Origin of the sequence: Natrinema versiforme JCM 10478 (genome assembly GCF_000337195.1) — an archaeon.
Classification (GTDB): Archaea; Halobacteriota; Halobacteria; order Halobacteriales; family Natrialbaceae; genus Natrinema; species Natrinema versiforme.
Map to the genome: position 1 here is coordinate 1 of NZ_AOID01000001.1, position 26,313 is coordinate 26,313.

Below are 26,313 nucleotides of genomic sequence, written 5' to 3' on the forward strand. Positions count from 1 at the left end.
CCCCGTTTCGCCGCCACCACTCATATCGACCAATCCGGTCGAATTTCGATTCCGATAATGGTCTGACGGCGGTTCGATTCCGCCGATCGGCATTACAGCGGCCACAGTGGCGAGGTTCCTCCCGTACCCATCCCGAACACGGAAGATAAGCTCGCCTACGTTACGGTCAGTACTGGAGTGGGCGACCCTCTGGGAAATTCGTTTCGCCGCTTCCACTCATACTTNAACACGGAAGATAAGCTCGCCTACGTTACGGTCAGTACTGGAGTGGGCGACCCTCTGGGAAATTCGTTTCGCCGCTTCCACTCATACTTTCAACCTTCACAGTAGCTACTGTGCGGGTTTTTCGTATTTGTTCCTCACAGCGCTATCTCTACTCGAGTCTAAAAGAAAATGAAAAAGCGAAGTACCGCAGTTAACTGGTTTAGACGAGCTCGAGGATGTTGCCGTTCGAGGTGACGTGGAGATCACGTCCGAGTTTGTATCCTCGGTTGGACGCTAGATCGACGTATCCCGAAAAGCCACTCATGTTCTGGTGGGCAGGAACGATGTGCTCGGGTTGGAGCGCATCGAGCATTTCGTAGTGGCCCTCCTGACAGAGGTGGCCGGAGACGTGGATGTCATCGTAGATGCGTGCGCCCTGCATGCGGAGGAGCTTTTCGGCCTGGTAGCGCTGGCCCTCGTTGGTCGGCTCCGGAATGACTCGTGCCGAGAAGACGACCTTGTCACCTTCCTCCAGTTCGTAGGGGGTTTCGCCGCGGCCCATTCGAGTGAGCGTTGCACGGGGTTCGCCCTGATGACCGGTGACGACGGGGAGGAAGTTCTCCTTCCCTTCGTTCATGATGCGCTCGAACGTCTGCTCGATGGACTGGCGATAGCCGACCATCTCGACGTCGGAGGGGAAGTCGATCCCGATCTGTTTTGCGGTCCCGGAGTAGGTCTCCATCGAGCGGCCGAGGAGGATCGGCTGGCGGCCGATGTCGCGAGCGAACTCGATCAGCGATTTCACGCGCGCGATGTGACTCGAGAAGGTGGTCGCGACGATACCGCCGTCGTAGTCTTCCATGCTGTAGAGGACGTCGCGGAGGTGTTCACGGGCGACGTTCTCGGAAGGGGTGCGCCCCTTCTTGTTCGCGTTGGTACAGTCTTCGATGTAACAGAGGACGCCCTCGCCTTCCCGACCGATCTCGCGGAATCGTTCCATGTCGATCGGGTCGCCGATGACGGGCGTGTGGTCCATCCGTTTGTCCAGTCCGTAGACGACTGCGCCTTCGGGCGTGTGGAGAACGGGGTTGATCGCTTGGACGATCGAGTGGGTGACATTGACGAACTCGAGGTCGACGACGCCGCTGTCGCCGATTGACATGGTTTCGCCGGCCTCCATTTCGACGAGGTCGTTGTCGGTGTTGAACTTCCCTTCTTCTTCGAGTTCGCCTTTGACCAGTTCGAGCGTAAACGGCGTCGCGACGATCGGTGCGTCGTATCGGTGTGCGAGTTTGCTGATCGCACCGATGTGATCAAGGTGGCCGTGGGTCGGCACGATGGCCTTCACGTCGCCCTCGAGGTCGCTCATGATCCGGTCGTCGGGGATGGCACCCATGTCGATCAGGTCGAGACTGTGCATCCCTTCGGTTCGGATATTGTCGTGAATGAGTACTTTCGACAGGTTCAGACCCATGTCGAAGATCACGATGTCGTCACCGGCGCGGACAGCCGTCATCTGTCGGCCGACTTCTTCGTAACCGCCAATTGTCGCAATTTCTATTTCCATTTGTAGGTCCGATCATAGCTGTCCTTCGGACAGTCTCCTGGCCGGAATGGCCACGGGAGCAGAAACGTCCTGCACGTGAGCGAGTTCTCGGTCACGTCCCTGGCGTCGAACGTTCCGTCCCGACTGCGCCAAGGACAGCGCCTATTTCGGTTAGTAGAACAACGACTCTCCCGACGTAAGTAGTTCTGGGTTTTGGAGAGGGAGCATCCGACTCGAGTGACAGTCACGAACAGAACGGGAGTTCCAGCGCAGAGTTGAGACGCGGGGTCTCATCTTCGGTGCCATCGGACCGGGATTGCTGTGTGTCGAGACCCCAAACCGCCGGGAAGAGACCACGACGGAGGGGCAACTCGCTCGAGTGGTCGTGGCTCGAACGGTTCGTTTCGACGAGTGGGGCCGAGGCTACAGATTGGCCGGGATGGGGAGAGCGTCCGAGAGAGTTCGTCGTCACGCCAGAGCTCCGGCAGAGACGAGACTGCGTTCCAGGGGACGGCACAGCCGCTACTGCTTCCGTTCCATCGGCGGAATCGGTAGCGAGCGGTCGATTACAGCGAGTCTCGAGGGGCCAGCATTCCTGTATCCGTCCCTAGAACCGATACTACGCGATAGTGAGAGTGGATATCGCAGGACGAGTCGGACGGTTAGTCCTCGATGTACTGCTGTTCCCATTCGCGGCGCTCTTCGATGGTCTGCTGGCCGCGATCACTGATCTCGTAGTAATTGGTTCGCCGATCGAGCTGGCCTTTCTCGACGAGGTCTTTGTTGACGAGTGTATCGAGGTTGGGATACAACCGCCCGTGATTGATCTCACTGTTGTAATATGTCTCGACTTCGTCTTTTACGTCTTGGCCCGACGGTTGATCGGCTCCTGCGATCACGTACAGCAGGTCGCGTTGAAACCCGGTCAAATCGTCCATTTTGTACTCAGGTGGACGGACGGGAACCCGACTATTTGTTATCGATTTCGTATCAACTGTTTCCAGTACGTTCAGCGAAGCTAACAGAGTCATTCGTGGTACTGTCTGTCGTTTCGTCTGATAACCACAGCCTACATTCGGCAGTTCGCCCCCGTTTGCGCCGTCTCAATACGCCGGTCGACGAAATGAATGTATATCAGATAATATGGCCATGTTATCCGCCTCCACAGGACTCGAGAACCCAGCGAGCAGCGTTGTGACTACGGGCGAACTGTCCTACCCACGATCGGGGTGGGACAGCCGCCGCTAGTCAGGTAGTGCGCTGAAGAATGATAGTTGAAGTGTGAAACCCGTTACCGAACGTAAAAAGCCGTATTACAGGCGGGTGACGTTGGTGGCGCGGGGGCCCTTGGGGGCCTGTTCGATGTCGAATTCGATCTCTGTGCCTTCTTCGAGGTCCGGACCGCCAACGTCTTCCATGTGGAAGAAAACGTCATCGTCTGCGTCGTCCGTCTCAATGAAACCGTAGCCGCCTGTGTCGTTGAAGAAATCAACGTTTCCTTTCGCCATTGCAATTCAATCGAGGCCCGGGATACGTATAACAGTTGTGTTACGCATCGTCTATCGAAACAAACACAATTTCGTTTCGAACTCGACAATCGGCGGTCGAGGCTCTATGAAATCGCGGAATCGGTTCTGCACGTTCTCCGAGAAATCCCAGCGAGAAATCGGCCGTAGATCGTTCGAACCGGAGGTATAGTCGATTCGACGCTGTCGTTGCTCTGTATTTTTCTACGAGAGCCGGCATATACGGATTCAGCTCCGTGCTTCCCTTTGTCCTGAATCGACTGTTTGTCCAGAAGGGGTGGCGAGGGAACCCTGATCGCCGTCCTCGAGCCATGGTAACTCGAAACACGCCGATCGAGCATACTCGAGTCAGGGCAGACACATCGTCGAGTAATCGCCGAATAGCACCGCTTACGTGGATCCGATTGATACGCGGCTGTATGAGTCAGACACGGACCCGCGGTGCGCCGACGATCGCACAGGTCGCGCTGATCGGCCTCTTCGTCACGGCGCTCGTGACCGCACAGTTGACCGCCTCGAAGATACTCGCGTTCGAACTGCCGTTCGCGCTCCCGGTTACGGGCGCGCAACTCGCGTTGCCCGGTGCGGCGCTCGCGTACGCACTGACGTTTCTGGCAAGCGACTGCTACACGGAGCTGTACGGCCGTCGTGCGGCCCAGATCGTCGTCAACGTCGGGTTCGTCCTGAACTTCGTCGTCCTCGCGCTGGTCTGGTCGACGATCGCCGCACCTGCGGCCCCCTCGAGCGTCGATCCCGCGGCGTTCGAGACGGCCCTCGGCGCGTCCACGAACGTCGTCCTCGGGAGCCTGTTAGCGTACATTGTCAGCCAGAACTGGGACGTGCTCGTCTTCCACCGCATTCGATCCTACACCGGCTCGGAGAAACTGTGGCTCCGGAACATCGCGTCGACGGCGAGCAGTCAGGCGATCGATACCGTCATCTTCGTCTCGGTCGCGTTCGCGGTCGCGCCCGCGGTCCTCGGCGTCGGTACCGTCCCCCCGACGAACATCATCCTTTCGCTGATGGTCGGCCAATACGTGCTGAAACTCGCGATCGCGCTCTTGGATACGCCGGTCGTCTACGCGATCGTCTCGCTCGTGCGCTCGCGCGAGGGGCTGGCCGCGGACGACGCCCACGCAGCCTGAGTTTCGCGTTCCGAACGGGGACCGTTTAGTAGCCCGCTCGAGTGGGTGAGATATGGACGAACGCGTACGCGAACATGCCGACGTGCTGGTCGACTGGAGCGCCCGCGTCGAGGCGGGCGACGACGTCGTACTCTCGGTGGGGCCGGACGCTCACGAGCTGGCGGTCGCCGTCGCCGAGAAACTCGGCGAACGGGGCGCGAACCTGCTCGCGACCTACGGCTCCGGCGAGATCACGCGGGCCTATCTCAGGGCCCATGACGGCGACTTCGACGAGGACCCGGCCCACGAACTCGCCCTGGTCGAGAACGCCGACGTTTACCTCTCGCTCGGTGGTGGCCGGAACACGAGCGCGACGGCCGACGTGCCCGGTGACCAACGGCGGGCCTACAACGGTGCCAGAAGCGAGATCCGCGAAACCCGGCTGGGGACCCGGTGGGTGTCGACGGTCCACCCGACGCGGTCGCTCGCCCAGCAAGCCAACATGGCCTACGAGGAGTACCAGAACTTCGCTTACGACGCCATCCTGCGGGACTGGGAGTCGCTGGCCGACGAGATGTCGCAGTTGAAAGAGCTACTCGATGCCGGCTCCGAAGTGCGACTCGTCTCGAGGGACACCGATCTCACGATGCGAATCGAGGACCGGTCGGCGGTCAACAGCGCCGCGTCGGTCGCCTACGACTCGCACAACCTGCCGAGCGGCGAGGTCTTCACCGCGCCCGACGCGACCGAGGGCGAGGTGACCTTCGACGTGCCGATGACGCTCCGGGGCGAGTCCGTCCGGAACGTCCGCCTCGAGTTCGCGGACGGCGAGGTCGTCGACTACGACGCCGAGCAGGGCGCGGACGTGATCGGCGACATCCTCGAGACGGACACCGGCGCGCGTCGGCTCGGCGAACTCGGGATCGGCATGAATCGCGGTATCGACCGCTACACGGACAACATTCTCTTCGACGAGAAGATGGGTGATACCATCCATCTGGCCCTCGGCCGGGCCTACGATGCCTGCCTGCCCGACGGCGAGTCCGGCAACGAGTCGGACGTCCACGTCGATCTGATCACCGACGTCAGCGAGGACTCCCGACTCGAGATAGACGATGAGGTCGTCCAGCGGAACGGGCGGTTCCGCTGGGAGAACAGCTTTGACGGATAGAACGGCGACAAACGGTGTGAGTCGACGGTTTTTCATCGAATCTTTTGCGCGACGGGTTGCCGCCGCAACCCGAGCGGAAACAGTTCGGTGTCGATCGTCCAGCGCAACGGGACCTTCCGGTTCGAGGACGACGGGAGTTGAGTCACGCGGGAGCGGCGGTCTCACAGGCCGGTCGCGTAATAACCCTCTTCACGACCGGCGAATCGTCGATTTGGGTCGGGACACGTGCGACGAATCGATGTCACGGGGACGACAGCACCGGCGTTCGAACGCTGGTAAGAACCGCTTACACCCCGTCGAAGGCGTCCCCAAACTGGGGAAGCAATCGCATACTAATACAGACGGGGCGACATATTCCGAGCACCGCCGAACCGGTGGCGGTCAGTAACCGGTTGGGACTCCCCGTCCCGAGGAACGTCGTCAGTCGTCAGTTGTCTGCTCGCCCTGCCGGACTGCGCGTGCCGTCGGTCGGCCGGCGTCGCGGTCTCGCTCTCCCGGTCGAGACCGCCCGCCGCCGCCCGACGGGATATCCGGCGGTCACCGTTTTCGTCACGCTCTCGAGTCTCGAGCCCCAACCACGGGTATGCGCGATCGGCTCCGGGCGGGCGTCGCCATCTTCAACGACGGCCACTATCACGCCGCCCACGACGCTTGGGAGGACCGCTGGCTCGACCTCGAGTCCGGCAGCGACGACGAGCGCCTGCTCCACGGCCTCATCCAGTACAGCGCCGCGGTGTTCCACGCCCGGGAACACAACTGGCAGGGTGCCGTCGGGCTCGCCGAGAGCGCCGACGGGTATCTCGCGACGTTGCCCGCCGAGTATCGCGACCTTCGACTCGAGCCCGTCCGGTCGTTTCTCGCCCGCCTCGCGGCCGATCCCGAGATCGTCGAGCGCCGGCGGCCGATTCGAATTGAGCACGAGGGCACCGTTCCGACGCTGGCGGCTCTCGAGTTCGCACCGACCGCGATCGCGGCGGTCGTCCTCGCCGAGGAGTTCGGGTACGACGAGGAGCCGATCGTGCGGGCTCGCACGTACGCCCGACGGGACCTCGAGGACGGCGCGGACGACAGCAAGTTCATCACGCTGTTGTTCGATTTCGTCCGCGAAGACGCACACCGCGGGATCATCTTTCAGCGCCTCTCCGATCACGTCGGCAGACGCCGCGCTCGCGAGGAGGACGTGAAAGGGTTGTTCTAATCACGCATCGTCAGAGCCGCAGGCATCACTCGTGGCCCGCCACCGGCAACGGCTCGTAGGGTTCCTCGAGGTAGTCCATGTCCGACTCGGAGAGATCGATCTCGAGCGCCTCGACGGCGTCCTCCAAGTGCTCGACGCTCGTCGTGCCGACGATTGGGGCGTCGACCCAGTCCTTGTGGAGTAGCCACGCGAGGGAAATCTGCCCCATCGAGACCCCCTTCTCGTCGGCGAGTTCCTGTATCCGCTCGTTGATTGCCTCGCCGCCGCCCTGGAGATAGGACATCTGCTCGAGGTACTGGTCGGTTTGACCCCGCGTCGTCGACTCGATCTCCTCGTGGGGGCGAGTCGCGACGCCGCGGGCCAGCGGCGACCACGGGATGACGCCGATGTCTTCCGTGTCACAGAGCGGTAACATCTCGCGTTCCTCCTCGCGGTAGAGGACGTTGTAGTGGTTCTGCATCGTCGCGAACCGCTCGAGTGAGAGGGTGTCGCTGGTGTGTAATGCCTCGGCGAACTGGTGGGCCCACATCGAGGAGGTGCCGACGTAGCGTACCTGTCCGCGGCGGACCGCGTCATCGAGGGCGCGCAGCGTCTCCTCGATCGGCGTGTTGTAGTCCCACCGATGGGTTTGATAGAGGTCGATCGTGTCCATGCCCAGCCGATCGAGGCTCGCCTCGAGTTCCTGTTCGACCGCTTTGCGCGAGAGCCCGCTCGCGTTCGGGTTGTCGGGGTCCATCTCGCCGAAGACCTTCGTCGCGACGACCTGCGAGTCGCGGTCATAGCCCGCGAGTGCGTCGCCGAGAATCTCCTCGGACTCGCCCGTGGAGTAGACGTTGGCCGTATCGAAGAAGTTGATTCCGAGGTCGATCGCGCGCTCGATGAGTTCCTCGCTTTCCTCGGGCTCGAGCATCCACTCCCGACCGGTCCCGAAGCTCATACAGCCCAGACAGATGCGGCTGACTTTCATGCCCGTCGACCCGAGCGTCGTGTACTCCATGGGGCCAGTTGCGACGGCCGGCGACAAAACGTCGTGGCTCGTCCGAGTCGGTTGCCGGCTTTGCGAAAAACGCGCCGCGATCGGTCCCGCTGCCGTCCGCTGCCGTCAGTCGTGGTTCGCGGAGTTGTCCCGTGGCTCGTAGTCCAACACGTCGCGGGCCCGCTCGAGCGAGTAATATTTCCGATCGTTATCGGAGATGCCGTAGACGATTTCGTAGCCGTAGTCGGCGCGGATACAGCGATCGAAGAGGTGTGCACAGTCGCGGTAGGAGAGCCACATTGCCTGCCCGCGCTCGTAGTCGATCGGGGGGTGTCCTTCGGTGAGGTTCCCGATGCGAACGCAGACGACCGAGAGGTCGTGTTCGTCGTGGTAGTAGCGCCCGAGCGATTCGCCGGCGGCCTTCGAGACGCCGTAGAGGTTGCTCGGTCGAGGGAGTTCGGTGCCGTCGAGCAGGTAGTCGTCGTGCTCGCGGTACATCGCGGGGGTCCGATCGTCGGTCTCGTAGTTCCCGACGGCGTGGTTCGACGAGGCGAAGGCGACCTTCTCGACGCCCGCGTCGACGGCGGCCTCGAAGACCGTCTGCGCGCCGTCGATGTTGTTGGTCAGTACGCTGTCCCACGGCGCTTCCGGGCGCGGATCGCCCGCGAGGTGGATCACGACGTCGATCCCCTCCATCGCTTCGCGGACGGCCTCGTCGTCCGTGATGTCCGCGACGACGAACTCGCCCGGGTGGTCGCCCGTCGGCGGATCGCGATCCAGTAACCGCCACTCGTGGTCGTCCGCGAGGCCGCCGAGGATGGCCTCACCGACCCGCCCCGCAGCCCCCGTAAGCAGGACTGACTGTGCCATTCGTTCGGTGTGAGGGAAAGCGTCGATAAGTACCATGCGGTTCCGCCTCGGTGCGGTCGGTGGTGGCACGCATCCCCCGGAGAGCTATCCCCTTCTGCTCCGTCTCGTTCCTAATTGAGGATTCACGCCGCGATGGCGCGCGCTGGATCGCGGTTCGCCGATAACGGCGAACCGCGAGACGACTATGCGCGAGGGATGAGCGAGCGACTACTGGGAGCGAGCGAATCGGTTGGGGAGGCTGTGGTAATTCAGTGCCGCCAGCGTGAGCAGGACACTCGACTCCGCTGGCGCGAGTGACGAAGCATCCTATCCGCCACATCACAACCCCCTTCCCCTCCGCCCGCGAGCACTCGCATATGTCTCCGGACACGACACCCACCGACGCCGAAGCCGCCTGTTTCGAGGCCGGCATCAAATTCGGCACGCTCTACCACCAGTTCGCCGGCACGCCGATTTCGCCCGACAGCGCCGCCAGTCTCGCGACGGCGATGGAGGAATCGATCGAGAACCAGCCCCACTGTACCGAGGTGACCGTCGACGTTCGTCTCGAGGCACTCGAGTCCGAACTCGCCGACTCGACCGCCGACTACACCGAACTCACGGGCCGGTTCCTCGAGGTCGAGATCGTCGTCGACTACGAGGGCTGTGCGGTCCTCACCCGCATGGAAATGGAGGACGGCTATCCGCTGATGCGACTCGAGTCGGTTCGAGACGGCTGAATCCGGGCGATTCGGCGGGGTCGCTATCGGTCGCTCGAGACCGGTCGCGATCCCACGATCACTCGAGAACGGGGACGACGGCGAGTCCTTGTGAGTGCTCGCCAGTGACTTTTCAGTCGGGTCCGCATAGCGCGCTCGATGGGACCGGAACTCTCGATCGACGACGAGTGGAACAACCTCTACATCGACGGCGAATGGACGGCCTCGGACGGCGACGGGGAGATCGCCGTCGAGGATCCGTCGACGCGCGAGGAGGTCGCGCGCGTGCCCGCAGCCGTCGAGTCGGACGTCGACGCCGCCTACGAGGCCGCCGCGGGGGCACAGACGGAGTGGGAAAACGCGCCGCCGGCCGAGCGCGAACGAGTCGCGCAGGCGTTTGCGCGGGCGATTCAGGAGTATAAAGACGAGATTATCGAGCTGTTGGCCTACGAGGCGGGCGGCTCGCAAATCATGGGCGAGACCTCGGTCAGCATCACGACCGATCAGGCCAACGAGGCCGCGACCTTCCCCCGTCGGACGAAAGGCGAGCAGGCCGGCTCCAATATCCCCGGGAAGGAGAACTTCGTCCGCCGGGGGCCCCAGGGCGTGGTCACGGTCATCTCGCCGTGGAACTTTCCTCTCAACCTCTCGGGTCGGGCGATCGCGCCGGCAATCGCGACCGGGAACGCGGTCGTCGTCAAACCGGCCTCGAACACGCCGATCACGGGCGGGCTCCTGATGGCGAAACTCTACGAGGAAGCCGGGCTGCCCGACGGCCTGCTCAACGTCGTTCCCGGCCACGGCTCGGACATCGGCGACGCGGTCGTCGAACACCCCGAGAGCGACGTGGTCGCCTTTACCGGTTCGACGCCCGTGGGCCGCGGCGTCGCCGCGAAGGCCGGCGAGAACCTCTCCGTCGCGGCGATGGAACTCGGCGGCAACAACGCACACATCGTCACCGCCGACGCCGACCTCGAGGCGGCGGTCGACTCCGGGACGTTCGGGTCGTTCGTTCATCAGGGGCAGGTCTGTATCTCGATTAACCGCCACCTCGTCCACGAGGACATCTACGACGAGTACGTCGACTTACTCACGGACCGCGCGGCGTCGCTTCCGGTGGGGAGTGCCCACGACCCGGACACGGTCGTCGGCCCCATCATCGACGAGGGCCAGCGCGACGAGATGCTCGGCTACGTCGAGGAGACCGTCGACGCCGGCGCGACCCNGGACACGGTCGTCGGCCCCATCATCGACGAGGGCCAGCGCGACGAGATGCTCGGCTACGTCGAGGAGACCGTCGACGCCGGCGCGACCCTCGAGACCGGCGGTGAGACGGTCGATATCGAGGGCGTGGACGACTCGCTGGTCGTCGCGCCGACGGTGCTTTCCGACGTGACGAACGACATGTCCGCCGCGTGCAACGAGCACTTCGGCCCGATCGCGCCGGTCGTTCCGTTCTCGGACGTCGAGGAAGCGATCGAGCTTCACGACGATACCGAGTACGGCCTCTCCGGGTCGGTCCACGCGGGCGATGTCGGAACCGGGATGCAGATCGCGGAACGGCTCGACACCGGCATGGTCCACGTCAACGACCAACCGATCAACGACGAGGCCCACGTCCCCTTCAGCGGGACGAAGGCCTCGGGATCCGGCGGCTACAACTCCACCGAAATCCTCGACCGAGTCACCGAGAAGAAGTGGATCTCGGTCCAACACGATCGGCGGGAGTACCCCTTCTGACGGCGTCGACCGTCGGCACCGATTCGATGACCTTCCTTTCGAAATCCCGCCGTCGTTCGCCCGATATCGATCCGCTTCCGACGGATTTCACTTTCACTTTCGGGCTACCTTTTAACCTCGGTGCCCGCAAAGACGGTGACATGAGCCAAGCCACGCTCGGCGACGACGAGGAACTGTTCGGGGAAGCGGCCAACGAGATGCGCGAGGACGTCGAATCCTCGCTCGCGGACGCGTGGGAAGCACTTCCCGCTGCCGACGACGTCTGGGAGACCGACGCCGACAACGTGCTGGGCGTCCTCAACGGGCTCAACTCGGCGCTCGAGGCCGGCGACGCTGAAGACGACCTCCGCGATGCCAAGAAGTGGTTCACGATGGGCCAGCGCGCCGACGCCTTCGACGACGCCGAGGACCTCGAGGAGGAAATCGCGGACCTCGAGGACGCTATCGAAGACATCGCCGAGGCGGGCGAACAGGTCGGCGAACTCACGTCGACGATCCCGGCGCTCCGCGGCACGCTCCAGAACGCCGGTCCCGCGGACACTGCCGAAGACGAGGAGGAGGCCGACGATGCCGCGGACGAGGAAGCGGACGCCGATACCGATGCGGACGCAGCGGAAGACGAGGAGTAATTCGCTTCGATCGACCACTGCGTTCAGCAGTCAAACCGGCCGCGACCTATCGGTGCTCGGGCCGCGAAACGTCGCGCTCGGCGACAGCCTCGAGCAGCCGAGCCAGCGTCTCTGTCGCCAACTCGAGCAGTTCCTCGCCCCGTTCTTTGCTGCCCTCGCTCGGATCGCCGACGACGCCGTTTTCCGTAAACTCCGCCGCGTCGTAGGCCAGATTGACGTAGCTCGTCCAGTCGCCCCAGCCGTCGGCAGCGCCGGCTCGGGCCTCTTCGATCCGTTCCTCGGCGATTAGCTCCGGCTCGATGTGGCGCAGGAGCGCTGTCTCGAGCGGCCCCCCGTGACCCATGTCGGCCGTGTGTTCGCCGACCACCTCGAACCACGTGAAGGGGACGACGTAGGCCTCGCCCGCCCGCGTGAGTCGGCCGCCGACCTCCCGGAGGGCGTCGACGTTCCCGCCGTGGCCGTTGACGAGGACGATGCGGTCGAACCCGTGGTGGGCGAGGCTCGAGACGGCCTCGGCGACGTAGTCCCGGAAGGTGTCTTCGGAGACCCACATGGTTCCAGGGAACTGGCGGTGTTCCTCCGCGACGCCGACCGGAATCGCCGGCGCGCGAACGACCTCGCGGTCGACCCGCTCGACGCCGGCGTCGGCGACCGCCTCCGCGGTCAGCACGTCGGTTCCGAGCGGAGCGTGGGGGCCGTGCTGTTCCGTGCTCCCGACGGGGACGACCGCGAGGTCCGCCTCGAGGTCCCGCACGTCCGTCCACGTCGCCGTTGTGAGATCCATGGCGGAGTATGTCGTCCGTGCGGCCATGAAACCCGCGGTGGCCGAAACTCGGGGCCTCGGGTACCGGCAGTGTACCCTGCAGGTTCCTGCCCGTCCGTTATCTTCGGCGTCGTCGAAGTCGAATCGTATGTACCGCGGTGCGACCGTTCTCGAGGCGATTCATGACCTCGTTCCGGCGTGGGCCGGAGCCATCGCTGCAGCGGTAACACAGCTCGGCGACGGCTGGTTTCTCCTCGCACTCGGGATCGGCGCATCGTGGGCGGTCGCGTGGCAGCGGGCGACGGGAGAAACGACGCCGCTCGAGTGCGACCGACCTGCGCGGCGACCGGACGGTCCGTGGGTCGTCGCCGTTATCGTCGGCGGGCTGGCGGTGATGACCGCCCTGAAACACCTCTTTGCGCTCCCGCGGCCGGACCTCGCGACGCTCGACCCGGCCGCGCTTCCGTCGTCGACCCGGTCGCTCTACGCGTCGATCGTGAACGCCGACGGCTACGGCTTTCCGAGCGGTCACGCGGTCGGCGCGACCGTCACCTACGGCCTGTTCGCGCTGGTGCTCGAGGCCGGGACGCGCCGACTCCGACTCGCGGCCGCCGCGGTGATCGTCGCCGCGGTCTGTCTCACCCGACTGGTCCTCGGCGTCCACTACCCGCTCGACGTCGTCGCGGGAGTCGCCGTCGGCGGCTGCTATCTCGCCGCGGCGTGGCGGCTCCTCGAGCATTCGCCGTTCGATCGGACGCTCACCGCGTTCGCGCTCGCGCTGGGGCTGGCCGGCACGGCGATGATCGCCAGCGGACGCGCGGACAGCGCGGTCGAGTACGTCGCGTTCGCGGCCGGGGGGCTCGCGGGCTGGCTCGCCGGCACGACGGGGACGGCGGTCGAGCCGATCCCACTCGAGCGATCTCCGACGGAGCCGTCGGCAGGTGTGCTGGCGACTGTCTTCATCCCGTTGGCTGCCCTCGTCGGCGTCGGTGCGCTCAGTGGCCGCCCGAAACTGGTCGCGTCGGCCGCGCTCCTCGGGCTCCTGTCGGTGCTGCCGGCGGTGGTATTCCCGCGAGCGACGACCGTCGAGGCGGCGACGCGCTGATGACCGCACCACGGCGAGCGCAGGCCCAATCCGTTTGCGACACTGCCGATTCCGTATACGTATGGCAGAGGATAGTCGCGAACGCGGCGTCGAACTCGGCGACTTACAGGAGACGCTTGAGGCCGAGGAGTACCCGATCGGCCACGACGAACTCCTCGAGAAACACGGCGACGAAACGATCGAGATGAGCGGCAACACGACAACGCTCGAGGATCTCATCGACCCGCTCGGCGAAGACAAGTATCGGGACTACGAGGAGGTCGAGGGGGCGATCATGAACATGGTCGGCGACGAGGCGATCGGACGGAAGAACTACAGCGACCGCACGCCGCCCGCCACGGGTGAAGACCGACAGGACGAGGGCGCACCGGATCAGGGCGGGCAGGAAGAGCAGGAATCCTTCTAAGAAGCCGGCATCGATTGGGTCGAATTCGGTTCGTCGTCAACTGTCCGCTGTCAGCCGTCAGTCGTCGTCCCCGGCGTCGACTTCGGTTCGCGCCTGTCGGCGCTGTGCCCGCTCGATGAATTCCTCCGGCAACTCGTCGATCTCGCCGGCTTGGACCCCCCAGAGGTGGGAGTAGAGACCGCCGTTCGCGAGCAGTTCCTCGTGTGTTCCCCGTTCGACGATCTCGCCGCCCTCGAGGACGAGTACCTGATCGGCGTCCTTGATCGTCGAGAGCCGGTGGGCGATGGCGAACGTGGTCCGGTCTTCCGCGAGGTCGTCGATCGAGCGCTGGATGAGCATCTCCGTCTCGGTGTCGACGTCGCTGGTCGCCTCGTCGAGGACGAGGATGTCGGGGTCCTTGAGGATCGCGCGGGCGATGGAGACCCGCTGGCGCTGGCCGCCCGAGAGTTTGACGCCGCGTTCGCCGACCTCGGTATCGTAGCCGTCGGGCAGGTTCTGGATGAATTCGTGGGCCTCGGCCATCTTCGCGGCCTCGATCACGTCCTCGCGGTCGGCGTCGAAGGTGCCGTATTTGATGTTCTCCTCGACGCTGCCGTAGAAGAGGAAGGTGTCCTGGCTCACGTAGCCGAGCGACTCGCGCAGACTCCGGAGCGTTACGTCTTGGACGCTCTGTCCGTCAACGCGGATCTCGCCCTCGTCGACGTCGTACATCCGCAAGAGGAGTTTCAGGACCGTCGACTTGCCGGCACCGGTCGGGCCGACCAGTGCGAGCGTCTCGCCGCCGTCGACGGTGAAATCGATGTCCTCGAGGATCCGCTCGTCGGCGTCGTAGCCGAAGGACACGTCGTCGTACTCGACGCGGCCTTCGGTCACCGCGAGGTCGGGAGCGTCGGGCTCCTCGCCGACCCGGTTGGGTTCGTCCATCAGGCCGAAGATGCGGGCGCTCGAGGCGCGAGCGCGCTGGTACATGTTGATGATCTGTCCGAACTGGGCCATCGGCCAGATGAAGCGCTGCGTGTAGAGGATGAAGACGACGAACATCCCGTTGCTCAGAGTGCCCGAGAACGGACCCGGCGGGCCCGAGATGACCCAGAGGCCGCCGACGAGGAAGGTGATGACGAAGCCGATCCCCGCGAGCACGCGCAGGCCGGGGAAGAACTTGATCCGGGTACGGATCGCGCCCCAGTTGGCGTCGAAGTACTGCTGTGAGACGTCCTCGACGCGGTCTGACTCGTAGGACTCGGTCGTACTGGACTTGATGACCTGAATTCCGCCGAGGTTGTTCTCGAGCCGGGAGTTGACTTTCCCGACGGTCGAGCGCACCTGCGCGTACTTGGGTTGGATGGTCTGGATGAAGAGATAGGTGAAGACGGCGATCAGCGGGACCGGCAGGAGCGCCACGAGCGCCAGTTGCCAGTTGATCGCGAGCAGCAGGCCGCCGATGCCGAGCACCATCACGAGCAGCCGAAAGAGGGAGTTCATCCCGTCGTTCAAGAACTTCTCGAGGCGGTTGACGTCGTTCGAGAGGATCGACATCATCTCGCCGGTCTGTTTGTCGGCGAAAAAGCCCATGTCCAGGCGCTGCATCTCGTCGTAGGTATCGGTCCGGATGTCGTGCTGGACGTTCTGTGCGAACGTGTTAAAGCCCCAGTTGCGGGTCCAGTGGAAGATCGCCGAGAGGAAAAACGCCCCCGCGATGATGCCGATCGTCAGCCAGAACTGGGCCAGTCGCCCCTCCGGGACGTAAGGGGCGACGAGTCCACCACCGACCGGGAACGCCTCCACGTAGGGAATCTCCTGCCGGATCACGGCGTCGAGTGCGACCCCCAGCATGAGCGCCGGCAGCAGATCCAGCACCCGGGCGAAAATGCTCGCGATAACGCCGACGGCCGCGGCTCCCTTGTAGTTCGATCCGTACTCGAGGAACAGTCGCTTCATCGGGTTCTCGATCTCCTCTCGCTGCTCCTCGAACGGATCGTCCTCGTCCCAGTCGGCACCACTCATTGTCCGCGGTTCGGGGACCGCCAGCAATAAGGATTACCTACGAACCGAAATACGTCGCCGCGGTGGCTGCCGTTGGCGCGGTCACCTCGCGATCAGCCGTCGCGGCAACCCGGTTGAGCGACCCGGATTCGCCATCGGTAATAATCGTCTGCTTCGACTCGAGGTCGATTTCGACCTCGTCGCCGACCTCGATCCCCGTCTCGTTCGCGTAGCCGCGTGGCACCTCGAGGACGAACTGACCACGGCCGGAGTACTCGAGATCGTTTCCGTCCTCGTTGGGCCCGGGAGAGCGGGCGTGGTGAATCGACGTGATCTCGCCATCCGCGTCGATGAAGATGATATCGATATCGAAGTCCATCTCGCGCATCACGTAGGTCAGGTCGGACTCGTCGCCGTGGATGAACAACATCCCGTTACCCGACTCGAGGGAGTCGTGATCGCTCAGCCCAGTGCGGCGTTCTGGACGGGAATCTGCGATTTCGACATCGACGACGGCCTTGGGTTCGCGGTCGCCGTCGGATTCGTTGGCAGTTTCGTTGTCCGCTTCCGCGGCCGATTCTCCGTCCTCGTCGTCGAAGACGCGGACTTCCCCGCTGTCAGGCCCCCACGGAGCCGAGACCACACCTGCCTGAACGAGGACCACGCCGACGATGGAGAGGGCAGCGACCACGAGCAGCCCCTTCCATACGTACTCGAGTGCCATGAACGATACCTGCACCGCGAGAGAGTAAAGGTTATTCGGACGGATCCACTCGTTCCGGGTGCGGGCTCGTGGTCTAGCTGGTCATGACGCGGCCTTTACAAGGCCGAGGTCGGTGGTTCGAACCCGCCCGAGCCCACTATCGCTGTCGCGAACAATCCGTGAGCGACAGCGTCGTGACGGGAGGGCGGTTCGAACCCTATCAGTCGCGCGCAGCGTAGCGAGCACGTCTGATTTCGGTTCGAACCCGCCCGAGCCGCCCTTTCTAGATAGCCACCGTAAGCACCGCCCATTCGCCTCGAGCCCGATCCGAACCAAAGACCGAGAGCGGGTCCACCGTGATCGCAGTTCGAGTCCTTTGAGTCCGAAATTACTCCCCGGCCACGACTTCATAACTCGTCTCGAGCGACCGTGTGCCGCGGGCCTCGAGTACGAATCATGCATGCGAAACAGCGACCGGCCGGAACAGCGCCCTCGAGTCGAACTCGCTACTCAATCAGTTACTAACGCAGCCACGTCCGTCGGGAGTCACTGTTTGAGCCGCGCGACGTTCTCCCGGATCTGTCCGAGGAGGCCGTCGCCCGACTCGGTCTGGAGGGCGGCGTGCAGCGTCGAATTCTCCGGTTCGTCCTCGACGACGATCCGGAGATAGGGCTCGAGTTGCGCGAAGTTGTCCGCGAGGACGACGGTGTGGTTGTCCTCATCGTGGTCGACGACGCCCGCGTCGTCCAGTTTCGGGACGTGGCACTGGACCGACGAGACGTAGACGCTCTTGTACTCGTTTTTCGCGACTTCGTCCGGCGGGACGTCGTGTTCCCACCCCGCGACCGTCTCGGCTAACGTCGAAAGCTCGATGGGGTCTTCCTGCCCGCGGAGCGCGTAGAGGAGGTATCGCCGGCGGCGGTTCGCCAGCAGCTCGAGGATCGTGTCAGCGGAGAGTTCTTTTTGCTCTTGGCTCGAGGTAAGGGCTTCCATAACATGATATTACCCCCCGAGGCGCAAAAGGGTGTCTTGAATATCCGAAATTCCAACAGACGCCAGGTAATCTCGCATAGAGGCTCCCGTATTGTCTCCGTTACTCGGTTTTCGATGCCGTACTCGAATAGTGTGTCCCTCTCCCGGACATCTTGTAACCGGTATGAGACGACGATCTCGATTCGAAATCCTTTTTTATACGATGGACGGAGAACTGGGTAGGCCGCCTTAGCTCAGACTGGGAGAGCACTCGACTGAAGATCGAGCTGTCCCCGGTTCAAATCCGGGAGGCGGCATGTTTCTACGATTCGTTGCGTATTGACCGTATAGCGTCGGATTTCGGCAGTGTTTCCTTTCTATTTCTGGAGAGATTTGAACCGGCTCACGAACGCACCCTTCGCCGTCCGGCGTTTCATTCCATTGTCCGTGCCGAGGCATCTTCCTTCACCTATAGCGGGATGAATTGCGCGAACGTGACCGCTGTACGTAGCGTTTTCAGGGAAATAGCAGGAGAACAGTAGCTGTCGGTCAGGAAAATTTTAGCGAGCGGTGTACTACCGCTGACCAACGATGAACTCCCATGCTCTCGAGCAAATTCTTCGACGAAAGTCGATACCGCGCGGGCAACTCACCCTGCTAAAATATCTCTCTGATCGTGACGAGTGGGTGCCGAGTAGCGAACTCGTTGACCAGATTCGGTGGGGAAGCGACGACGAATTTAGAGGTGTCGTGGGTGCATTCGGGAAGCGAATCAATGCCACATCGGAAATTACGGGCGAACCGGGTTCGAGCGCGTTCGTCGAGCGGACACAGATTGACGGCGAAACGCAGTATCGACTGCGGTCAGAAGCACGCAAGGCGATTGGAGACGTAGACGTCCTTCTCGACACCTTCGATCAGCATTCTCTGGCGGAACTACTCGAGCCGGGAACGGAGATCGAGGCTGAACGGCTTGTGGGTGAGTCGTAATCCCTCTCTTCCACTCGACGAAGAACCACTAATCGCTACTCGTCCGTGGTTGTATCGATACCGAGCGTTTTGTTCAGTCCACAGAAACACGTCGCCGCGTTGAATCCGAACCCGAGTGCCCCGACGAGAGCAAGCAGTCCGGTCTTGCGGTTCCCCTTTCGGAGTGTGGTTACTGCTACGAGAGTCAGCACGGCGGCGAGTAGTGTGCGGACGAGTCGGTCACGGCCGCCAACGTTCTGTTCAACCATATCCGAACAGTGGGTCGCCTCGGGCTTGTCTCTTCCCGAGAATCAGAACCCGATCGAGACTTCGATATTGCACCCTTAGATACGGTCAGGTCTTTGCCGGTGTCTCTCAGTCGAACGCCCAGTCCGCTATTTTCGGTTCCGCAGTCCGTTTGGTACTTTGACTCCCGATCGGACGTCACCACCGCTTGGACCTATTTTGGCTGTCTCTGTGACTCGAGCGACGACTCTTCGAACACGATCGCCACGACACTGATCCACCGTCAACGGAGTTGCAGGCCCGATGGCTCCGCCAATAGATTTGCACCATCATTCCTGACAGTTCGGAGCCGGCACCGGGTATATGCGTACACCAGAATTACCCGAAATCGATGTCCCAAACGCCTGTTGAGGCAATCGATACGATGTTGGCGAGCGTTCAGGAGGAGATCGACGACTCGGACCTTCGGTTCAAACTCCGAACGTCCCGTCAGTTGCTACGGGTACTCCAAGAGCGGAAGAAGCTCGAACAAGACGCGCTGGCAGTCGACGAACTCGACGAGTCGACCCGAGAAAACCTCGAGCGGTTGGGGTATCTCGAATAGCGGCCAGGATGGCGGCTATCGGATCGGACGGACCAGCGCGGTAGTCACTCTCGTGAGGGCTCATCGATGGGCGGGTTCCACAGTGCGACAAGGGTCCGCAACCGCGGCGATGACCGGTTTGACGGTCGCTATCGCAGTTGATACGATTCCTCGTCGTCTAACTCGTCGAGCAGCAGTACCTCGTCTTCCTCGTCCTCGAGTCGGTCCTGCAGGTCGTTGACGTAGCCCTTGTACTCGTCGAGTTGCTCCCGGAGATGCTCGGCCTCGAGTTCGAGTCGCTCGTGCTCGCGGACGAACTGCTTCGGGACTTCGACGGTCGGCGGGAACGAGACGTACTCGCCGTCGTCGCTGGTTCGGGCCTCGAGGTCGTCCTCAGGAACGACTTCGACCTGCCCGTCGTGTTCGACGAGTTGGTCGACGTAGTCTCGGAAGACCGCCGACAGCGAGATGTCGCGCTCTTCGGCGATCGCCTGCAGCGCCTCGAACGCGTCCTCGTTGACCCGAAACGAGATGGTCTTGTTTTTGTTCCCCATCGATACCCCTAGTCGTCGTTCACGACACTTAACCATTTGTCAGACGGCGGGGTCGTTCGGTGAGGCGTGGCCCGCGACCGAACCGACTCGGCACCCTGACCCGGCAGGCTATCCATCTCGAGGCCCAATCGACGGCTAATGCTGTCCGACAGGCCGGGACTCCACCACGTGACGGGGATCGTCGGGGACCCACAGGAGGCGATCGACTTCTACAGCGGCGTCCTCGGTCTGCGACTCGTCACGCAGACGGTCAATTTCGAGGACATCCTGCAACATCACCTCTACTTCGGCGACGCAACCGGGACGCCGGGGACGGTCCTCACGCACTTCCCGGACCCGCACGGCGATCCCGGTCGGCCGGGTAAGCCCCAGATCGAATCGGTTTCGTTCGTCGTCCCGACCGAGTCGCTCGCGTACTGGGACACCCGACTCGCGGATCACGACGTCGCAGTCGAGGGGCCGCTCGAGCGCTTCGACGAGCGAGTACTGCGATTCGAGGACCCCGCAGGCACGCGGATCGAACTCGTGGCTGGCCCGCCGGTACCGACCGATATCGAGCCGTGGACCGCCGGCCCCGTCCCGGCGGACCGCGCACTCTGTGGCCTCCATGGCGTTTCCACGTTGTCGGTCAACCCCTACGCGACCGCTGGGACGCTCGAGACGCTCGGATTCGACCACGAGGGGGAGGACGGCGATCGAATCCGGTACCGCGCGTCCGGATCGCGAGCGACCGTCGTGGACGTGCTCGATCGCGACGCCGGATTCGGTCGCGAAGGGACGGGGACGCTCCACCACGTCGCGGTCCGCGTCGAGCACGAGGACGACCTCCACGAGTGGCGGGAGCTCTTCGACGACCGCGGCTACGACGTCTCCCGGGTCAAGGACCGGCATTTCTTCCACTCGCTGTACGTCCGCGAGCCGGGCGGGATCCTCTTCGAACTGGCGACCGAGACCGACGGCGTCGCGGCAAGCGACGGGGAGAACGAACCCGGCGAGTCGCTCTATCTCCCCGACTGGTTCGAACGAGACCGCGACCTGATCGAAAGTCAGTTGCCGGCGCTGACGGTTCCGACGGGCGGCGGTGACGACGACACGCCATGACGGACTCGAACCACTCGATGGACGCCGTCTCGGGACCCCACGCCGGCCGCCCGCTGCGCACCGCCGGTGCGCCCGCCCTCGCCGCGGAGGCCGCGCTCGTCTGTTGTCACGGCCGCGGCGCGACCGCACAGGGGGTTATCAACCTCATGAAACCGGTCTCCCGGCACGGCGTCGCCGTCCTCGCGCCCCACGCCGAGCGAAGCCGCTGGTATCCGAAGCCGTCGACCGCGCCGCGAGCCGACAACGAACCGTGGCTTACCTCAAGCGTCGACTGCGTCGCGGCCGCACTCGAGCAAGCGCGCGCCATCGACGTGCCGCCCGAACGGACCGTCATCACCGGCTTCTCGCAGGGTGCTTGCGTCGCCACGGAGTTCGTTCGACGCAGCCCGGCCCGCTACGGTGGAGTCGCTATCCTCTCGGGACTGCTCCCCGGCTCGACCGAGGAACTTCGTTCGACTACGATCGACGGCTCGCTCGAGCGGACGCCGGTCCTCGTCGGCTACGGTGCAGACGATCCCCACGTCGACCGCGAGCGGGTCGCCGAGACGGTCCGCGTCTTCGAGCGAGCGGACGCCGCGGTCGACGAGCGGTGCTATCCCGACGTGGGCCACGAGGTCACCGACGACGAGTTCGACGCGATCGGTGCGATGCTCGAGGCCCTGCTCTAGATTCGATATCGCCGTCGCTTACGGTTCGAAAACAAAGAAAACGGCCGGTGGTTCGCGGCCTCAGACTGTCGCTTCTGGGTCGCCGCTCTCCTCGACGGTCTCGAGGCTCTCGAGCGCCTGAATCACGTCGTTGCGGTAGTTGACGACGGGCGAGTCGTAGCGCTCGCGGGCCATCTCGGCGTACTCGTTCGTCGGTGCGGTCGAGCCGCTCTCGGGCGCTTCCTGTTCGGCTTCCCACTCCTCGACGGCCTCGATGCGGTCGAGCGTTTGCTCGGCGGTCTCGACGACCCAGCGGTCGCGGGTGGCGTCGTCGACGACCGCGATGGACTCGGGTCGCAGGGAGACGTTGACGGTGCCGTCGTCGGTCTCGTAGGTGCGGGGTTTGCCGACGATGGAGACGTACGCCGGCGGTTCCGTGTCCCGCAGGACCGAGGCGGCCTCGGGCTGGTACTGGCCGGCGTAGACGAAGAACGTCCCGGTCGGGTCGACGACCCGGCCGCGCCAGTACTCGCTGTCGTCGCCGACGTCTTCGGTTTCGGTGAGGGTGCCGGCGACGAACACGCGATTCGCGCGGTCGCCGGTCGGGAGCAGCGCGTAGTTGGGCGCGCGCTCGTCGTCGCTCTCTTTGAAGGTGTACGTCGAATCGTTGAATTCCGATGCGAAGACGCGGCGGGCGACTTCGCGGGTGAGTTCTGACTGGCTCATTTCACATCGACCTCGCTTTGATCAGCAGTTCCTCCGGATCCGCCGGCCCGTCGAGTTCTTCGACGTCGTCTGCCAGCACGTAGCGGCCGAACGTCGGCCCCTCGATGCGGTAGTAGGTGCCGATGATGTCATCGGCGATTTCGTCGGCGACGACGGTCGTATCGAGCGCGTCCATCGCCATGTCCTTTGCCTCCTCGAGGCTCAGCCCCGTCAGATCCTCGGTGGCGTCCTTGTCGAAGATGACCTCGTGGGCGTCGATACCGTCGTCGACGACGGCCTTGATGCGGAGGTCGAATTCCCCGTCGCCCTCGCCGTGTTCGTTACAGCGGCCGTTCTGGAGAACGCGGGTACAGCCCTCTTCGGGACAGCGCTTGATCAGCCCGCTACCGCTTTGCATGTCGACCAGTGCGCCCTCGATCTCGCTGGTGTCGTTGCCGACTTCGAGGTCCTCGTCGAGTTCCTCGATCACCGTCGTCGAGTTGAGCTTGACCGAGTACCGGCCCTGATACTCGTCGGTGACGACGTTGCGAAGCTCGTAGACCCCGCCTTCCTCGAGTGCGGGGAGATCGGATTTGGCCCACTTGGTGAACTTGATCGTCCCGGTCGGGTCGCCCAGCAGGCCGACCTGCGCGACCGAGTCGCTGCGGGGATCCCAGAGTTCGATGACCTTGGCGGTGAGGTCGATCCACTCCTCGGGCTCGTCGACGTCCTCGACGTTTGCCGCCTCGCTGTCGCCGCTCGAGATGTCCTCGCGCTCTAAGCCGGCCTCCTCGAGGTAGTGGTTGGTGACGCTCCGGCGCGCCTCGTCCATGGGTACTTTGTATTCGTCGACGAGCGTGGTCAGGCGCTCCTCGACGTCCTCGACGCTCACGTCGTCGAGGTGGTCCGAAAACTGCTCGTGGATGTCGTCCGCGTGTTGTCGTACGTCGCTCATTGTGTCTCGCCTCCTCTTTGGTTTCACTGGGAGGCATACGTCCGTTCGCGCCCGATAGTATTTAAATTACGGGGACCGGAGTGAAAGTGAACGTCGGCGGAAGAAACCGACAGACGGCGTCGAGGGGCCGATTCAGGACGCTGATCTCGCGGTGCAGTCGTCGCGATTTGTTCCTACTGCTCGCCGGCCGCGAGCGCCGCCTCGAGCGCGTCGCCGATCGTCTCGGTACCCGCGTCGTCGACGGCGACGAGCGGCGGCCGAACGTCGTCGCTGGGGATGACCCCGCGCTCGGCCAGTGCGGTCTTGGCCGCCGGGGCGAAGCCGTGGGTCGTACACGCCTCGAAGAGCCGCGAGATTGCATCGCGTTGTAGTTCCCGCCCGCGCTCGTCGCCGGCTCGCTCGAACGCCTCCCCCATGATCTCGGGAACGACGTTCGACAAGGCGTTGATCCCGCCATCGGCACCCATCCGCAGCGCGGGCACCAGCAGGGCGTCGTACCCCTGCAGGCACAGGAATTCCTCGGGCGTCCCCTCGAGCACCGACAGGAAGTACGCGAGGTCGCCGCTCGAGTCCTTGATCCCGAGTGCCCGCTCGTGGTCCGCGACGGCAGCGACGGTCTCGGGCTCGATTCGCTGGCCCGTACACTGCGGGATGTTGTACAACAGGAGGGGCAGCGACGCGTCCTCGAGGACGGCCTCGAAGAACTGCTGGTTCCCCTCGGGCGCGTTCGCGGCGGTGAAGTATGGCGCGACGATCGCGGCGGCGTCGGCACCGGCTTCGGCGGCGCGGTCGATCGCCGCGACCGTGTCGGCGACGCTCGTCGCGGCGGCCCCAGCGACGACCGGCACCTCGGCGTGTTCGACGGTGGTCTCGAGAACGTGCTGTTGTTCGTCGGCCGTCAGCGACGGGAACTCGCCGGTCGTTCCGCAGGGGAAGACCGCGTCGATACCGCCCTCGTGGAGGTGCTCGAGCAGGTCGACCAGCGCGTCCTCGTCGATCTCTCCGTCGTCGAACGGTGTCACCAGCGGACAGGTGATCCCTCGAAGCGCATCGCGGATAGCCATATCCGTGGATTCGGCTATCTGGCCAAAACCGTTGTCATCGTTGTCACCGATTCGGCGGCTCGCGATCGGTCCCGGCCAACAGTATATGTGTCCGGCGGGCGAACGATGGCGCAATGGCGGATCGGCGTCAACTCGAGCGGTTCCTCCGTTCGACGCTGCAGGAGGCGGGCGAGCAGTTCGAAGCGCTCCGCAGATCGACCGACGAGCAACTCGAGGAGGCCCGCGATTCCTACGAAGTCGCGAAGAACGCCCGCGGACTGCCCGCGGACGAGGCGGGTCGGGCGAAGATCGTCTGCCGGCGCTACGCCGAACAGCGCGCGGCGAAACTCGATGAGGAGTACCGGCCGGCCTGTTACGAGGCGGGCCATCCCGACTGCGAAGGCTGTGCGGAGGATGTCCGCGCCGGGCGCATCGAGACGTGGTAAGATGGATCGGCCGATCATCGCCTGCGTCCTCGCCGGTGGCATCGGCAGCCGACTCTATCCCGCGAGCCGGGCCACCCGACCGAAACAGTTTCTCGCGCTCGGTGGCGAGCGTTCGCTGCTCTCCCGGACGATGGATCGCACGGCCTTCGCCGACGAGCGCTACGTGCTCACTCGAGACTCCTTCGCCGACGACATCCACGACCACGCGCCCGAAGCGGGCGTGCTGGTCGAACCCGACGGCAAGGACACCGGGCCGGCCCTGGTCTACGCTGCGTGGCGGCTCCGCGAGCGGTTCGAGACGGAGCCGGTGTTGGTCTGTCTCCCCAGCGACCACCACGTCGACGACGAGGCGGCGTTCGCGACGCGGCTCGAGCGGGCCGCCGAAATCGCGGTCGAAACGGACGGGCTGGTCACGCTCGGCGTCGAGCCGACGCGGCCGTCGACGGGCTACGGGTACGTCGTCCCCTCAGGGAGCAACTTCGACGGCGACTCCGGCGCTGACTACGCCGCGGTCGAGCGCTTCACCGAGAAACCCGACCGCGAGGACGCGGCGCGACTCCTCGAGTCCGGCGCGTACTGGAACGCCGGCGTCTTCGCGTGGACGCCCGGCGCGCTGTTGGAAGCGGCTCGGGACTCGCCGCTCGCCCCGCTGGTCGCGGCGCTCGAGGCCGGAGACCCGGCCCGCGGCTTCGACGCGGTCGACCCCGTCAGCATGGATTACGCGATCATGGAGCACGCGACGGACGTCTTCGTCACCCCGCTATCGGTCGAATGGGACGATCTCGGAACGTGGGACGCCGTCGGGCGAACCCTCGAGACCGACATCGATGCCGACGCCGACGACCCGGGAGCCGCGGCGAACGACGCTGTCGCTGGGGATATCCTCTCGATCGACGCCGCGAACAACGTCGTCGCGGCACCCGATTCCCACGTCTCGCTGCTCGAGGTGGAGGACCTGATCGTGGCCGCCTACGACGACCGCATCCTCGTCGCGCCGCGGGACTCCTCACAGCGGGTCCGCGACGCGGTCGCTCGACTGCGTGAGCGCGATCTGTTCTGATCCGAGCGCCCGATTCGGCTGCTGACGCCGACCCGGTCGATTCGGCCACGAGACGTCTGCATCGGTCACAGCTTCGAGTGCAGATACTCGAAGCCGCCTCTGTAACTGAGGAGATACGAGAGACCGGGCGCGAGAACCAATAGTGGAACCGTGTACAGCAGTTGCGTAAACGGATCCGGCGGGGCAACGATCGCCGAGAGCACAACCGCGAGTATCCAGAGTACGACTGTTGTCCGCAAAAATCGGACGTGGCTTCCGTCGCTCATACTATGAGCACTCTCTCGCCATATATTTGTATTTTGTATAATGGTTCCGTCCCTATGACAAACCCCTCTTTCAGTGAGAATAGACGCAAGTTCCTGATTACGAACGATTCCGAGTGTCCCCAGA

The 26,313-nt window shown here is 64.0% G+C and carries 28 protein-coding genes, 2 tRNA genes and 1 rRNA gene; 16 read left to right on the top strand and 15 right to left on the bottom strand.

Annotated elements, in window-relative coordinates; all coding sequences use genetic code 11:
• Positions 1–93: 93 nt before the first annotated feature.
• Positions 94–215: ribosomal RNA gene (gene rrf, locus C489_RS00005) — 5S ribosomal RNA — on the top strand.
• Positions 216–424: 209 nt separating this feature from the next.
• On the opposite strand, the gene C489_RS00010 is transcribed toward rrf, so the two are convergent.
• From C489_RS00010 to C489_RS00020, 3 genes are all read right to left on the bottom strand, one after another.
• Positions 425–1,771, bottom strand: coding sequence for an RNase J family beta-CASP ribonuclease (locus C489_RS00010; protein WP_006429018.1), 1,347 nt, complete (start codon positions 1,769–1,771; stop codon positions 425–427).
• 641 nt (positions 1,772–2,412) lie between these two features.
• The gene (locus tag C489_RS00015; RefSeq protein ID WP_006429019.1) at positions 2,413–2,688 is read right to left on the bottom strand and encodes a PadR family transcriptional regulator; all 276 of its coding nucleotides are present in this window, start codon (positions 2,686–2,688) and stop codon (positions 2,413–2,415) included.
• Positions 2,689–3,063: 375 nt separating this feature from the next.
• Positions 3,064–3,258, bottom strand: a complete 195-nt coding sequence (locus C489_RS00020; protein ID WP_006182670.1) for a cold-shock protein — start codon at positions 3,256–3,258, stop codon at positions 3,064–3,066.
• Between the two features lie 437 nt (positions 3,259–3,695).
• On the opposite strand from C489_RS00020, the gene C489_RS00025 reads away from it, so the two are divergent.
• The 3 genes from C489_RS00025 to C489_RS00035 all read left to right on the top strand — a co-directional run bounded on the left by C489_RS00025 (position 3,696) and on the right by C489_RS00035 (position 6,769).
• Complete coding sequence (locus C489_RS00025) at positions 3,696–4,421, top strand: queuosine precursor transporter (protein ID WP_006429020.1); 726 nt, start codon at positions 3,696–3,698, stop codon at positions 4,419–4,421.
• A 52-nt stretch (positions 4,422–4,473) separates the two neighbouring features.
• Complete coding sequence (locus C489_RS00030; protein WP_006429021.1) at positions 4,474–5,571, top strand: aminopeptidase; 1,098 nt, start codon at positions 4,474–4,476, stop codon at positions 5,569–5,571.
• A gap of 583 nt (positions 5,572–6,154) precedes the next feature.
• On the top strand, positions 6,155–6,769 hold the full coding sequence (locus tag C489_RS00035) for a DUF309 domain-containing protein (RefSeq protein ID WP_006429022.1): 615 nt from the start codon (positions 6,155–6,157) through the stop codon (positions 6,767–6,769).
• Between the two features lie 25 nt (positions 6,770–6,794).
• Here C489_RS00035 and C489_RS00040 read toward each other — a convergent pair whose 3' ends face one another.
• The gene (locus C489_RS00040; protein ID WP_006429023.1) at positions 6,795–7,766 is read right to left on the bottom strand and encodes an aldo/keto reductase; all 972 of its coding nucleotides are present in this window, start codon (positions 7,764–7,766) and stop codon (positions 6,795–6,797) included.
• Between the two features lie 105 nt (positions 7,767–7,871).
• The gene (azf, locus tag C489_RS00045) at positions 7,872–8,615 is read right to left on the bottom strand and encodes an NAD-dependent glucose-6-phosphate dehydrogenase Azf (protein WP_006429024.1); all 744 of its coding nucleotides are present in this window, start codon (positions 8,613–8,615) and stop codon (positions 7,872–7,874) included.
• Between the two features lie 356 nt (positions 8,616–8,971).
• Here azf and C489_RS00050 point away from each other — a divergent pair, with 356 nt between their 5' ends.
• From C489_RS00050 to C489_RS00060, 3 genes are all read left to right on the top strand, one after another.
• Positions 8,972–9,334, top strand: coding sequence for a dihydroneopterin aldolase family protein (locus tag C489_RS00050; RefSeq protein ID WP_006429025.1), 363 nt, complete (start codon positions 8,972–8,974; stop codon positions 9,332–9,334).
• A gap of 138 nt (positions 9,335–9,472) precedes the next feature.
• Positions 9,473–11,053, top strand: a complete 1,581-nt coding sequence (locus C489_RS00055; protein ID WP_006429026.1) for an aldehyde dehydrogenase family protein — start codon at positions 9,473–9,475, stop codon at positions 11,051–11,053.
• 140 nt (positions 11,054–11,193) lie between these two features.
• A complete protein-coding gene (locus C489_RS00060; protein WP_006429027.1) occupies positions 11,194–11,682 on the top strand; it encodes a DUF5790 family protein in 489 nt (162 codons plus the stop codon).
• Between the two features lie 46 nt (positions 11,683–11,728).
• On the opposite strand, the gene C489_RS00065 is transcribed toward C489_RS00060, so the two are convergent.
• Complete coding sequence (locus C489_RS00065; RefSeq protein WP_006429028.1) at positions 11,729–12,466, bottom strand: creatininase family protein; 738 nt, start codon at positions 12,464–12,466, stop codon at positions 11,729–11,731.
• A gap of 127 nt (positions 12,467–12,593) precedes the next feature.
• Between C489_RS00065 and C489_RS00070 the strand changes: the two genes are divergently transcribed.
• Positions 12,594–13,550, top strand: a complete 957-nt coding sequence (locus C489_RS00070) for a phosphatase PAP2 family protein (RefSeq protein WP_006429029.1) — start codon at positions 12,594–12,596, stop codon at positions 13,548–13,550.
• 61 nt (positions 13,551–13,611) lie between these two features.
• On the top strand, positions 13,612–13,956 hold the full coding sequence (locus C489_RS00075) for a DUF5789 family protein (protein WP_006429030.1): 345 nt from the start codon (positions 13,612–13,614) through the stop codon (positions 13,954–13,956).
• A gap of 57 nt (positions 13,957–14,013) precedes the next feature.
• Here C489_RS00075 and C489_RS00080 read toward each other — a convergent pair whose 3' ends face one another.
• Together C489_RS00080 and C489_RS00085 are read right to left on the bottom strand one after the other, a co-directional pair.
• Positions 14,014–15,960 carry an ABC transporter ATP-binding protein gene (locus C489_RS00080; RefSeq protein ID WP_006429031.1) on the bottom strand — a complete coding sequence of 649 codons (1,947 nt, stop codon included), beginning with the start codon at positions 15,958–15,960 and terminating at the stop codon, positions 14,014–14,016.
• Positions 15,961–15,997: 37 nt separating this feature from the next.
• Positions 15,998–16,663, bottom strand: a complete 666-nt coding sequence (locus C489_RS00085; protein ID WP_006429032.1) for a DUF192 domain-containing protein — start codon at positions 16,661–16,663, stop codon at positions 15,998–16,000.
• 62 nt (positions 16,664–16,725) lie between these two features.
• Between C489_RS00085 and C489_RS00090 the strand changes: the two genes are divergently transcribed.
• Positions 16,726–16,799, top strand: a tRNA-Val gene (locus C489_RS00090).
• Positions 16,800–17,188: 389 nt separating this feature from the next.
• Here C489_RS00090 and C489_RS00095 read toward each other — a convergent pair.
• Positions 17,189–17,635, bottom strand: a complete 447-nt coding sequence (locus C489_RS00095; protein WP_006429033.1) for a DUF7344 domain-containing protein — start codon at positions 17,633–17,635, stop codon at positions 17,189–17,191.
• Between the two features lie 222 nt (positions 17,636–17,857).
• On the opposite strand from C489_RS00095, the gene C489_RS00100 reads away from it, so the two are divergent.
• Positions 17,858–17,931, top strand: a tRNA-Phe gene (locus C489_RS00100).
• 708 nt (positions 17,932–18,639) lie between these two features.
• Here C489_RS00100 and C489_RS00110 read toward each other — a convergent pair.
• Entirely contained in the window at positions 18,640–18,852 is a 213-nt protein-coding gene (locus tag C489_RS00110) for a YgaP family membrane protein (RefSeq protein ID WP_006429035.1), read from the bottom strand.
• Positions 18,853–19,220: 368 nt separating this feature from the next.
• Here C489_RS00110 and C489_RS00115 point away from each other — a divergent pair, with 368 nt between their 5' ends.
• Positions 19,221–19,433 carry a hypothetical protein gene (locus C489_RS00115; RefSeq protein WP_049890463.1) on the top strand — a complete coding sequence of 71 codons (213 nt, stop codon included), beginning with the start codon at positions 19,221–19,223 and terminating at the stop codon, positions 19,431–19,433.
• Between the two features lie 128 nt (positions 19,434–19,561).
• Here C489_RS00115 and C489_RS00120 read toward each other — a convergent pair whose 3' ends face one another.
• A complete protein-coding gene (locus C489_RS00120) occupies positions 19,562–19,966 on the bottom strand; it encodes a ribbon-helix-helix protein, CopG family (protein WP_006429036.1) in 405 nt (134 codons plus the stop codon).
• Between the two features lie 138 nt (positions 19,967–20,104).
• Between C489_RS00120 and C489_RS00125 the strand changes: the two genes are divergently transcribed.
• Both C489_RS00125 and C489_RS00130 read left to right on the top strand, forming a co-directional pair.
• Positions 20,105–21,067: a VOC family protein gene (locus C489_RS00125; protein ID WP_006429037.1), complete on the top strand. Its 963-nt coding sequence runs from the start codon at positions 20,105–20,107 to the stop codon at positions 21,065–21,067.
• Positions 21,064–21,735 (top strand): alpha/beta hydrolase, encoded by a 672-nt coding sequence (locus C489_RS00130; RefSeq protein WP_006429038.1) that lies wholly within the window; start codon positions 21,064–21,066, stop codon positions 21,733–21,735. Before C489_RS00125 ends, C489_RS00130 begins: the two co-directional genes overlap by 4 nt.
• A gap of 60 nt (positions 21,736–21,795) precedes the next feature.
• Here C489_RS00130 and C489_RS00135 read toward each other — a convergent pair whose 3' ends face one another.
• The 3 genes from C489_RS00135 to C489_RS00145 form a co-directional block, all read right to left on the bottom strand.
• The gene (locus C489_RS00135; RefSeq protein ID WP_006429039.1) at positions 21,796–22,440 is read right to left on the bottom strand and encodes an RPA family protein; all 645 of its coding nucleotides are present in this window, start codon (positions 22,438–22,440) and stop codon (positions 21,796–21,798) included.
• A gap of 1 nt (position 22,441) precedes the next feature.
• Positions 22,442–23,374: a hypothetical protein gene (locus C489_RS00140; RefSeq protein WP_006429040.1), complete on the bottom strand. Its 933-nt coding sequence runs from the start codon at positions 23,372–23,374 to the stop codon at positions 22,442–22,444.
• A 173-nt stretch (positions 23,375–23,547) separates the two neighbouring features.
• A complete protein-coding gene (locus C489_RS00145; protein ID WP_006429041.1) occupies positions 23,548–24,438 on the bottom strand; it encodes a dihydrodipicolinate synthase family protein in 891 nt (296 codons plus the stop codon).
• Between the two features lie 113 nt (positions 24,439–24,551).
• Here C489_RS00145 and C489_RS00150 point away from each other — a divergent pair, with 113 nt between their 5' ends.
• A complete protein-coding gene (locus tag C489_RS00150) occupies positions 24,552–24,863 on the top strand; it encodes a DUF7091 family protein (protein WP_006429042.1) in 312 nt (103 codons plus the stop codon).
• Position 24,864: 1 nt separating this feature from the next.
• Positions 24,865–25,923 (top strand): mannose-1-phosphate guanylyltransferase, encoded by a 1,059-nt coding sequence (locus tag C489_RS00155; protein ID WP_006429043.1) that lies wholly within the window; start codon positions 24,865–24,867, stop codon positions 25,921–25,923.
• Between the two features lie 65 nt (positions 25,924–25,988).
• On the opposite strand, the gene C489_RS00160 is transcribed toward C489_RS00155, so the two are convergent.
• Entirely contained in the window at positions 25,989–26,189 is a 201-nt protein-coding gene (locus C489_RS00160; protein ID WP_006429044.1) for a DUF7534 family protein, read from the bottom strand.
• Positions 26,190–26,313: the final 124 nt, after the last annotated feature.

Coding starts and splice junctions, on each gene's coding strand:
- C489_RS00110 (WP_006429035.1), bottom strand. CDS start 18,852: ATGGTTGAACAGAACGTTGGCGGCCGTGACCGACTCGTCCGCACACTA.
- C489_RS00080 (WP_006429031.1), bottom strand. CDS start 15,960: ATGAGTGGTGCCGACTGGGACGAGGACGATCCGTTCGAGGAGCAGCGA.
- C489_RS00145 (WP_006429041.1), bottom strand. CDS start 24,438: ATGGCTATCCGCGATGCGCTTCGAGGGATCACCTGTCCGCTGGTGACA.
- C489_RS00010 (WP_006429018.1), bottom strand. CDS start 1,771: ATGGAAATAGAAATTGCGACAATTGGCGGTTACGAAGAAGTCGGCCGA.
- C489_RS00140 (WP_006429040.1), bottom strand. CDS start 23,374: ATGAGCGACGTACGACAACACGCGGACGACATCCACGAGCAGTTTTCG.
- C489_RS00150 (WP_006429042.1), top strand. CDS start 24,552: ATGGCGGATCGGCGTCAACTCGAGCGGTTCCTCCGTTCGACGCTGCAG.
- C489_RS00035 (WP_006429022.1), top strand. CDS start 6,155: ATGCGCGATCGGCTCCGGGCGGGCGTCGCCATCTTCAACGACGGCCAC.
- C489_RS00160 (WP_006429044.1), bottom strand. CDS start 26,189: ATGAGCGACGGAAGCCACGTCCGATTTTTGCGGACAACAGTCGTACTC.
- azf (WP_006429024.1), bottom strand. CDS start 8,615: ATGGCACAGTCAGTCCTGCTTACGGGGGCTGCGGGGCGGGTCGGTGAG.
- C489_RS00085 (WP_006429032.1), bottom strand. CDS start 16,663: ATGGCACTCGAGTACGTATGGAAGGGGCTGCTCGTGGTCGCTGCCCTC.
- C489_RS00135 (WP_006429039.1), bottom strand. CDS start 22,440: ATGAGCCAGTCAGAACTCACCCGCGAAGTCGCCCGCCGCGTCTTCGCA.
- C489_RS00120 (WP_006429036.1), bottom strand. CDS start 19,966: ATGGGGAACAAAAACAAGACCATCTCGTTTCGGGTCAACGAGGACGCG.
- C489_RS00020 (WP_006182670.1), bottom strand. CDS start 3,258: ATGGCGAAAGGAAACGTTGATTTCTTCAACGACACAGGCGGCTACGGT.
- C489_RS00130 (WP_006429038.1), top strand. CDS start 21,064: ATGACGGACTCGAACCACTCGATGGACGCCGTCTCGGGACCCCACGCC.
- C489_RS00095 (WP_006429033.1), bottom strand. CDS start 17,635: ATGGAAGCCCTTACCTCGAGCCAAGAGCAAAAAGAACTCTCCGCTGAC.
- C489_RS00040 (WP_006429023.1), bottom strand. CDS start 7,766: ATGGAGTACACGACGCTCGGGTCGACGGGCATGAAAGTCAGCCGCATC.
- C489_RS00125 (WP_006429037.1), top strand. CDS start 20,105: ATGCTGTCCGACAGGCCGGGACTCCACCACGTGACGGGGATCGTCGGG.
- C489_RS00115 (WP_049890463.1), top strand. CDS start 19,221: ATGTCCCAAACGCCTGTTGAGGCAATCGATACGATGTTGGCGAGCGTT.
- C489_RS00025 (WP_006429020.1), top strand. CDS start 3,696: ATGAGTCAGACACGGACCCGCGGTGCGCCGACGATCGCACAGGTCGCG.
- C489_RS00075 (WP_006429030.1), top strand. CDS start 13,612: ATGGCAGAGGATAGTCGCGAACGCGGCGTCGAACTCGGCGACTTACAG.
- C489_RS00065 (WP_006429028.1), bottom strand. CDS start 12,466: ATGGATCTCACAACGGCGACGTGGACGGACGTGCGGGACCTCGAGGCG.
- C489_RS00070 (WP_006429029.1), top strand. CDS start 12,594: ATGTACCGCGGTGCGACCGTTCTCGAGGCGATTCATGACCTCGTTCCG.
- C489_RS00050 (WP_006429025.1), top strand. CDS start 8,972: ATGTCTCCGGACACGACACCCACCGACGCCGAAGCCGCCTGTTTCGAG.
- C489_RS00060 (WP_006429027.1), top strand. CDS start 11,194: ATGAGCCAAGCCACGCTCGGCGACGACGAGGAACTGTTCGGGGAAGCG.
- C489_RS00015 (WP_006429019.1), bottom strand. CDS start 2,688: ATGGACGATTTGACCGGGTTTCAACGCGACCTGCTGTACGTGATCGCA.
- C489_RS00030 (WP_006429021.1), top strand. CDS start 4,474: ATGGACGAACGCGTACGCGAACATGCCGACGTGCTGGTCGACTGGAGC.
- C489_RS00155 (WP_006429043.1), top strand. CDS start 24,865: ATGGATCGGCCGATCATCGCCTGCGTCCTCGCCGGTGGCATCGGCAGC.